Source organism: Actinomadura sp. 6K520 (assembly GCF_004349245.1).
Lineage (GTDB): Bacteria > Actinomycetota > Actinomycetes > Streptosporangiales > Streptosporangiaceae > Spirillospora.
In genome coordinates this window covers 1-8,720 of sequence record NZ_SMLC01000239.1, presented here as the reverse complement: position 1 = coordinate 8,720, position 8,720 = coordinate 1, and the positions used below count along the sequence as shown (strand labels likewise).

General features: G+C 71.3%; 8 protein-coding genes and 1 pseudogene. 3 read left to right on the top strand and 6 right to left on the bottom strand.

Annotation, left to right across the window (positions count from 1 at the left end):
- Positions 1–156 precede the first annotated feature (156 nt).
- Positions 157–531 carry a VOC family protein gene (locus E1289_RS34285; protein ID WP_165970732.1) on the bottom strand — a complete coding sequence of 125 codons (375 nt, stop codon included), beginning with the start codon at positions 529–531 and terminating at the stop codon, positions 157–159.
- Positions 528–1,022: an ATP-binding protein gene (locus E1289_RS34280; protein WP_165970731.1), complete on the bottom strand. Its 495-nt coding sequence runs from the start codon at positions 1,020–1,022 to the stop codon at positions 528–530. The genes E1289_RS34285 and E1289_RS34280 overlap by 4 nt, the downstream gene beginning before the upstream one ends.
- 196 nt (positions 1,023–1,218) lie before the next feature.
- On the opposite strand from E1289_RS34280, the gene E1289_RS34275 reads away from it, so the two are divergent.
- Both E1289_RS34275 and E1289_RS34270 read left to right on the top strand, forming a co-directional pair.
- Positions 1,219–2,073, top strand: coding sequence for a helix-turn-helix transcriptional regulator (locus E1289_RS34275; protein WP_131987773.1), 855 nt, complete (start codon positions 1,219–1,221; stop codon positions 2,071–2,073).
- Entirely contained in the window at positions 2,070–2,267 is a 198-nt protein-coding gene (locus tag E1289_RS34270) for a DUF397 domain-containing protein (protein ID WP_131987771.1), read from the top strand. Before E1289_RS34275 ends, E1289_RS34270 begins: the two co-directional genes overlap by 4 nt.
- A 211-nt stretch (positions 2,268–2,478) precedes the next feature.
- Here the strand turns inward: E1289_RS34270 and E1289_RS34260 are convergent.
- From E1289_RS34260 to E1289_RS34240, 4 genes and pseudogenes are all read right to left on the bottom strand, one after another.
- Positions 2,479–3,363 (bottom strand): annotated as a pseudogene (locus tag E1289_RS34260) (aldo/keto reductase); the annotation flags it as partial.
- Between the two features lie 131 nt (positions 3,364–3,494).
- Positions 3,495–4,646: an RNA-guided endonuclease TnpB family protein gene (locus E1289_RS34255; protein ID WP_131987767.1), complete on the bottom strand. Its 1,152-nt coding sequence runs from the start codon at positions 4,644–4,646 to the stop codon at positions 3,495–3,497.
- 468 nt (positions 4,647–5,114) lie between these two features.
- The gene (locus tag E1289_RS34245) at positions 5,115–7,043 is read right to left on the bottom strand and encodes a HAMP domain-containing sensor histidine kinase (RefSeq protein ID WP_131987765.1); all 1,929 of its coding nucleotides are present in this window, start codon (positions 7,041–7,043) and stop codon (positions 5,115–5,117) included.
- Positions 7,033–7,716: a response regulator transcription factor gene (locus E1289_RS34240; RefSeq protein ID WP_131987763.1), complete on the bottom strand. Its 684-nt coding sequence runs from the start codon at positions 7,714–7,716 to the stop codon at positions 7,033–7,035. Before E1289_RS34240 ends, E1289_RS34245 begins: the two co-directional genes overlap by 11 nt.
- 93 nt (positions 7,717–7,809) lie before the next feature.
- Between E1289_RS34240 and E1289_RS34235 the strand changes: the two genes are divergently transcribed.
- Positions 7,810–8,553, top strand: a complete 744-nt coding sequence (locus E1289_RS34235) for a L,D-transpeptidase (protein WP_131987761.1) — start codon at positions 7,810–7,812, stop codon at positions 8,551–8,553.
- Positions 8,554–8,720: the final 167 nt, after the last annotated feature.

Sequence of the window (8,720 nt, the reverse complement as noted above, 5' to 3'; positions counted from 1 at the left end):
ACGTCGCCCAGCAGCTCAACAGCCGACCACGCAAAACGCTCGGCTGGAGAACCCCAGCCGAGCGCCTGCGTGATCTACTGACAACCACATAGGCCATCAGGTGTTGCGAGGACCCCGAGAATCCGCCTTCGCCTCGGGGCCCTTCGTACTCGCGGGTCAGCCGGCCGCGGGCGTGAAGACGCCGAACGTGTTGCCGGACGGGTCCTGGAGGTAGGCGAACTTCAGGCCGGTGCTCGCGGTCACTGTTGGCAGGGCCACCTTGCCGCCGTGCTTCTCGGTCTCCGCGCAGACGGCGTCGACGTCTTCGACCATGACCAGGAACATCGCGTGCTTGGCGGACGCGTCGGCCTCGTGCGAGATGCCGCCCGCGGGCATGTCGGCACCCGGGTAGCTCACCAGGTCGTAGCCGTCGCCGTCGGGGTCGGCCGTGATCTTCCAGCCGAACAGGTCGCCGTAGAAGCGGCGGGCCTCCTCCGGCGCGTCGGTGCCGACCTGGAACCACGCGACGGTGTTGAACGCGGGTACGCTCATCGATCTCCTCCTTCGAACGCTGCGGGCACCAGCGTCCGGGAGCATTCCGACAGCCCCCTGTCGGTGTTTCCGGACGAGTTCGCACCCGCTCGGAACTCCGCCCACACGACGGTGCGGGGCCCGTCCGCCCGGAATCCCCAGCCGTCCGACAGGACTTCCACAAGCCACAACCCGCGCCCGCTCTCGGCATCGGTCTCCACCCTGGGACGCGGACGCCTGCCGCCCGCACCGTCGTCGGCGACCTCCAGGCGGTAGACGTCCCCTCCCGCCAGCAGGCTGATCGTCACCCGGCCACCGTCACCCGAGTCCGTGTGGACGATGGCGTTGGTGACGGTCTCGCTCGTGACGGTCACCAGGTCGTCCAGCCGGGGATGGGCCGCCGGCACCAGGTCCCGCAGAAACCGCCGCGCGTACCCCACGGACCTCCGGACACCCGGGAGCGTGAGCGAGCCGAGCACGACCAGCCCGCCGCTCACCACCAGGCCACCCACGACACACCGCGCCGGACGACCGGCGACCTCCCCGTCTCGGGCGCTCCCATTCATGCGCCTCCCTTCATTTCGGAGTCGCCCGCCACATTCGCCGCCCGATGCGCTCGTGTCCCCCGTCCTGAACGTTTCCGGATTGAACGTTCAATGCGCCGCCGTTCCGTATCCGCGCAACCACACGCGGTGACAAGCTGGAGAGATGCCTTCCGGGAACGCCCCCACCGTTCGCCAGCGCCGGATCGGCTCGGCGCTCCGCAAAGCCCGCGACCAGCACAACCTGACGGTCGCCACCGTCGCCCGCCGCTTCGGCCGCTCCCAGGGCTGGCTGAGCATGGTCGAGAACGGCCTCCAGGTCATCGCCCCAGAAGAACTCGCCGACCTCCTCGACTTCTACGAGGTCGAGGACGGCCCCCTCCGCGAATCCCTCCTCCACCTCGCCACGCACAAACCCGGGTCGTGGAAACGGACGTTCGAGTATCGGATCTCCGCTGCCGCCTTGGACTTGGCCAGCTTGGAAGAGGACGCAGCCGAGATCCGCACCTTCCAGCCCAATATCATCCCGGGACTCCTCCAGGTTCCTGCCTACGCTTGGAAGCTCATGGCCGTAAGCCCCGCCAGGAACTCCCTCACTGCCAGAACGCTGGTCGAATTCCGGATGTCTCGCCAGCGGGTGCTGAGCCGCCCCAATCCACCCCACTACGCACCGATCATCGCGGAGACGGTTCTCGGCAATCAGGTCGGCGGCGATCCTGCGATCCTGCGCACGCAGCTACGGCGGCTGGCAGAAGTCGCGCGGCTAGAACACGTGGATCTGCGCATCCTTCCCAGCACGGCCAGCGAATACCTCTCGCTCATCACCCCGTGTCATCTCATCTCTCTGCGTCCGCCCGGCCGACTCACCGTGACCGTTGGCGACTACTACGACAAGAGCATCTTTGTGGAGGACGAGGACGAAGTGGCATCTCACCAAGAGATCTTCGGTCTGCTGCTCTCAGCAACACTGAGCAGAACCGCTTCGATAGAACTCATCGACGAGATAGCGTCGAAATCATGAACCCTCCCGAACAGCCCGCAGCACTCTGGCGCAAGAGCACCTACAGCGGCGGCAACGAAGGCGAGTGCGTCGAAATCGGTGACCTCAACGACGACATCGGCATCCGCGACAGCAAGAACCCCGCCAACGGCCACCTCACCCTCACCCGCCAGAGTTTCGCCGCCCTACTCACACAGTTGAGAGCACAGGCATGATCAACGCGCCCACCTGGACCAAGAGCAGCCGCAGCGGTGGCGACGAAGGCAACTGCGTTTAGATCGCCGACCTCAGCGGCCACATCGGCGTCCGCGACAGCAAGGCACCGGAGACCGGCCACCCCACCCTCACCCGCCAGAACTTCACCAGCCTCCTGGCGGTGTTTTCGGACGGGAGCGGGCGAGCGGGTCCCCGCGGTGGCCGTCAGACTCAGGTGGGCAAGGAGCCCTCGGCGTAGCAGGCGCCGAAGCCGCCGGTCGGCAGGATGGCGGCGATGGCGTCCAGGTCGGCCTCGGTCAGGGTCAGCTCGGCGGCGGCCGTGTTCTCCTCGACCCGCTCGGGGCTGCGCGTGCCGGGGATCGGGACGATGTCCTCGCCCTGGGCCAGCACCCAGGCCAGTGCGAGCTGGGAGACTGTCGCGTCCTTCGCGGCGGCCCTCTCGGCGAGCCGCTCGACGGCCGCCAGGTTCTTCTCGAAGTTGCCCGGCTGCCAGCGGGGATCGTGGTTGCGCATGTCGGTCGGGTCGTAGGAACCGGCCGGCTTGGCGGTGCCGGTGATGAAGCCGCGTCCCAGCGGGGAGTACGACACGAACCCGATGCCGAGCTCGCGCAGGAGCGGGAACAGCTCCTCCACGTCCCGCTCGAACAGCGAGTACTCGGTCTGGAGGACCGACACCGGCTGGACGGCGTGCGCGCGGCGGATGGGCTGCGGGCCCGCCTCGCTCAGCCCGAAGTACTTCACCCTGCACGCCTCGATCAGCTCCTTGACCGTGCCGGCGACGTCCTCGATCGGGACTTCCGGGTCGACGCGGTGCTGGTAGAGCACGTCGATGTGGTCAACGCCCAGGTAGCGGAGGCTGTTGTCGGCGACCTCGCGGATGTTGTCCGGACGGCTGTTGAGGCCGGAGATCTTCCCGGACGACAGGTCGAACCCGAACTTGGTCGCCAGGACGACGTCGTCGCGGAAGTCCTTGACCGCCCTACCGACGAGGATCTCGTTGGAGCCGGTGCCCAGGCCGTACAGCTCGGCGGTGTCGAAGAAGGTGACGCCCAGCTCGTACGCGCGCCTGATGGCGGCGATGCCCTCCTGCTCGTCAGCAGGACCGTAGGCGGATCGTCAGGCCCATCGTGCCTTGACGCGCTCCCCGGCCTGAAGGCCGGGGATTCAGGCTGTGCCGCGTGTGCGGCACATCTGTGGCTTCCTGTTTCACCGGGTCCTGCCTTCCGCTAGGCGGGAGGGCTTACGGTCCCTCCGCAGGCGTTTAGCCTGTCCGCCCGTCCGGCGGCCAGGATGTTGTTCGCGGCGTTCACATCGCGGTCGTGAACCGCGCCGCACACGCACGCCCACGTGCGGACGTTCAGCGGCATCGACTCGGCCAAGCTTCCGCACGCCCCGCAGAGCTTGGAGGAGGGGAACCAGCGGTCCACCCGCGCGAACGTGCGGCCGTACCGTTCGGCCTTGTACTCCAGCATTGCGACGAACTGGGACCAGGCCGCGTCGTGCACGGACTTGGCGAGCCTGGTGCGGGCGAGACCGTTCACCGCGAGGTCTTCCACGTAGACCGCTTGGTTGTCGCGGATCAACTGGGTGGAGAGCTTGTGGTGATGATCCCGCCGCGCATCCGCCACCCGCGCGTGCATGCGCGCGACCTTCGCGACGGCCTTTCGCCGGTTCGCTGAGCCCTTCTGCTTGCGCGACAGCGCCTGCTGGGCTTTGCGGAGCCGTCGTTCGGCGCGGCGCAGGAACTTCGGGCCGGTTATCTTCCGGCCGTCCGAGGTCACCGCGAAATGCGTCAGCCCCAGATCGATCCCGACCTCGGCCGCCACTTCCGGCAGTGGCTCGTCCGCGGTCTCGACCACGAACGACGCGAAGTACCGCCCGGCCGCGTCCCGAATCACCGTCACGCTCGACGGCTCGGACGGCAGCGGACGGGACCACCGCACCCGCACGTCCCCGATCTTCGGCAGGCGCAGCTTCCCGCCCGCCGTGACCGTGAAGCGGGCATTGCGGGTGAACCGGATCGCCTGCCGCCGGTCCTTGCGCGACCGGAACCGGGGCGCCGCGACCCTGCGGCCGTTCCGTTTCCCCGACACCGACGCAAAAAAGTTGCGGTAGGCAGTGTTCAGGTCCGCCAGCGCCTGCTGGAGCACCACGGCCGAGACCTCCCCCAGCCATGCCCGCTCGGTGGTCTTCTTCGCCTCGGTGATGACCTGCTTGGACAGGTCCCCCTCCGACAGGTACGCCAGCCCGGCCGCGTGCGCCTCCCGCCGTGCGCGCAGGGCATCGTTGTACACCGTCCGCGCGCACCCGAACGCCCGCGCCAGCGCTTGCTGCTGGCCGGGGGTCGGGTAGAGCCGGAACTGGTACCTGAGCCGCACCCTTGAATCGTACATCCATGTACACGGTGGTGCATGCTCGTACACTGACGCGCATGGAGTCGGAAGAGATGAGCGTCGCCGACGCACGTCGCCAGTTCGCCGACGTCCTCAACGACGCCGCCGTCCGGGGACGCATCACCTAAATCACCAACCGAGGCCGCCGCATCGCCGCGATCGTCCCCGTCCCCATCGCCGAAAGCGCCGACCAAGACCACCAAGCCCACTGAGCCGGTCCGGTCAGAACACGCCCGGGCCTGACGTCCCCCCGCGCGGCCCTTCACCCCCGGCCTGAAGGCCGGAGCACTGGCCCGCACACTGGTAGCTGATCGCCGAGGTGACCAGGCCCTGGCGGCCCAGAGTGCACTGTTCCATGACCAATCCTCCCTAGCAACGCATTTACCTCCACCCTCGCAGCAAGGCGGCGGGGCGGTGCAACCCGGCGTCCGTGTTCACACCGGGGCGGGGGGTTCACTCCGGGGCGCGGGGCAGTCGCAAGGTGAACGTCGCGCCCCGGCCCGGCTCGCTGCGCACCGCCGCGGATCCGCCGTGCGCCTCGGCGAGCTGGCGGACGATGGCGAGGCCCAAGCCGCTGCCGCCGGTCCGGCGGCTGCGTGACTTCTCCGCCCGCCAGAACCGGTCGAAGACGTGCGGCAGGTGCTCGGGCGCGATGCCCGGCCCGGTGTCGGCCACCTCGATCAGGACGTCGTCGCCGTCGCCGTACGCGCGCAGGGTCACCCGCCCGCCGGCGGGCGTGTAGCGGACCGCGTTGGCGAGGAGGTTGCCGACCGCCTGCCGCAGCCGCACCGGGTCGGCCTCCAGGTGGGGACGGCCCGCCACCTCTACGGTCAGCGCGAGCTCGGCGGCCTCGGCCGCGGCGCGGTAGACGGTCGCGACCTGCTCGGTCAGGGCGGCCGCGTCGACCGGCTCCGGGCGCAGGCGGAGCTTGCCGACGTCGGCGAGCGCGAGCTGCTGCAGGTCGTCGACGATGTGCTGGAGCAGCGTGGCCTCCTCGACCAGCGAGGCGGTCAGCGCGGGGTCCAGGTCGGCCACGCCGTCCTGGGCGGCCTCCAGCCAGCCGCGGATGTTGCTCAGCGGCGTGCGCAGCTCGTGGGACACGTCGCTGACCATCGCCTTGCGCTGCCGTTCCATCCGGTCCAGGTGCTCGGACATCTCGTTGAACGCGGCGCCCAGCTCGCCGACCTCGCCCTTGGCGCGGACCGCGGCCCGCGCCGAGCCGTCGCCGGCCCGCATCCGCCGGGCCGCCGCGGTGACCGCCCGCACCGGCCGCACCAGGCGGGTGGCGACGAGCACGCTCATCCCGACCGCCAGGACGAGGATCACCGCGGTGACCCCCGCGATGCGATACGGGTCGATCGCCGGGACGCGGTCCTCAGGCGAGCCGATGTAGAGCAGCGCGGCCGGAGCGACGTAGGGCTTCAGCTGGGTGCGGCGGGCGGTGGCCAGGCATTCGGCGGCCGCCGACGGCGCGGCCGGTATGCCGGTCTCGTCCAGCCACACGTCGACCCGGCCTCCGTGGCACTGCCGGACCAGGGTGGTGAGCCGGTCGAGCGCGCGTTCCTCGGTGGCGGTCGGGCCGGGCGTGTCCGGCGAGCACGGCGCCGGACGCGGCACGGGCTGCGGCGCGGGGTCCGGTGTCTCGGCGGGCCGGGGCCGCGGCCGCACGGCGGGCGGGCTGCTCGGCGCGCCGGACGTGGTCTCCGGCGGCGCCGTTCCCGGCGGGGCGGTCGGCGCGCCGGGCTCCGGCGTCGACGCGGCCGCGACCGGCCGCGTCCCGGTGAGCCGGACCCCGGCGGCGGGCGCGCGCGGGCGGTGCGCGGCCGGTGCCGTGGCGGCCGGGCCGCCCTCGCGGCGCAGGTAGGGGCGGCCGCCGGGCCCGACGACCACCGTGGCGCGCTGGCCCTCGCGGCGCAGGCAGGCCGCCTGCGCGCCGACCTCCTCGCGCAACCGCGCCCGCTCGGCCTCCGGCAGCCGGAACGGCCCGGCCGCCCGCGCGTCGATCCGGTCGGCGGCCCCGCCCGGCACCAGCGAGACGTCCACGGCGAGCGGGTCGACGACGGCGGACGCGCGGGCCGGCAGCGGCCTATCCGGCGCCGAGTCCGCGATCCGGACGCCGCCCTCGGTCGCCAGCGCGACCCGCTCGCCGCTCTGCCGGGCCAGCTCCCGCACGGTCCCCCCGACGCCGTCCCAGCGCGGGTGGCTCGCCGCGTAGCCGAGCAGCGCGTCGTTGATGCGGGCGTCGCGCGCGAGCGTCCGGCCCTGCCGGTCCCGGATCTCGCCGGACGTGCTGCGCGCCGCCAGCCACGCGGTCGCCACGATCGAGCACACCGCGATCAGCACCGAGCTGGCGACCAGCCGTACCAGCAGGCTATGGCGCACGGTCGCCGACCAGCTTGTACCCGACGCCGTACACGGTGCACAGCCGGACCGGGCGGCCCGGCCGCGGCTCGATCTTCTTCCGCAGGTTCTTCACGTGCACGTCGACCGTGCGCTCGGTGATGAAGCGGTCGAAGCCGTGCAGGTGCGCCAGGAGCTGCGACCGGGTGAGGACGCGCTCCGGACGCGCGGCCAGCGCCTCCAGGATGCGGAACTCCGCGGGCGTGCACTCGACCTCGCGTCCGTCCACGTGCACCGTGTGCCGCTCGGGGTCCACCGCGATGCCGCCGACCCGGTACACCCGCTCGGCGCACCCGGCCCGCCGCAGCAGCGTCCGCACCCGCGCCATCAGCTCGCGCGGGCTGTACGGCTTGGTGACGTAGTCGTCCGCACCGAGGTCGAGGCCGAGCAGCAGGTCGTCCTCCGTCGAGCGGGCCGTCAGCATCAGCACCGGCACATCGGACTCGGCGCGCAGCCCGCGGCAGACGTCGAGGCCGTCGACGCCCGGCATCATCACGTCGAGCACCACGAGGTCCGGGCGGCGCGCGCGAGCCTCGTCGAGGGCGGCCCGCCCGTCGTGGACGACGACCACGCGGTGCCCCTCCCACTGCAGATAGCGGCGCAGCAGCTCCGCCTGCTTGACGTCATCCTCCGCGACCAGGACATCCGCGCACATGGCTCCCGAGCGTAAGCGACCCAAGATCGGCACCACGGGATCATCACACCGGCCTCACAGGTTCTTCACACTTCTCGGCCAGCATCTCGCGGCATGCGCCAAGTCAGAATTCACACCGGCGCCCTCCTCACCGCCGGCGCGATCGCCGTGCTGGCGGGCTGCGGTTCGCCGGGGGACGGCACGCCCGCCGGGGGCGGCCCCGCGGCCGCCGCGCCGCAGCAGGCGGGGCAGGGGCAGGGCGGTGCCGAGATAGCGACCGTGCGTGGGCGACAGATCGCCGTGTACCGGCAGAAGGGCGACGGTGCGGCCGGGACGACCCTGTCGAGCCCCAACAAGATGGGCGCCACCCGGGTCTTCCTCGTCGACGCCAGGGACGGCGACTGGCTCAAGGTGCTACTGCCGATCCGGCCGAACGGCAGCACCGGCTGGATCAAAGCGTCCGACGTGAAGATCTCGTCGACGCCCCACCGCGTCGAGATCGACCCGGAAGCGTTCACGTTCACCGTCTTCGACGGCGACAAGGTGCTGCGCACCGGCAAGGTCGCCACCGGTGAGGGCGGCACCCCTACCCCGCCGGGCCGCTTCTACTTCACCGAGTTGATCAAGCCGCCGGACCCCGGCGGCGCCTACGGCGCGTACGCCTTCGGGCTCAGTGGCCACTCACCGACGCTGAAGACGTTCGCCGGAGGGCCGGGGCAGCTCGCCGTCCACGGCACGAACAAGGCGTCCGCGCTGGGCGGCAGGGTCAGCCACGGCTGCGTGCGGGTCAGCAACGACGACATCACCTGGATGGCCCAGAACCTGGCGATCGGCACGCCCGTCATCGTCCGGAATTGAAATGGCGACGAAAGGAACAGCAGTGCAGTTGAAGTCCCTCATCGCGGCCGTCGCGCTGGGCGCGGGCCTGGCCGGTGCCGGCCTGGCCACCGCCGGGACGGCCTCCGCCGAGCCCGCCCCGCCCACCGTGACCGCCGCGCCGACCCCGGCAAGCCCCGGCGGCCCTC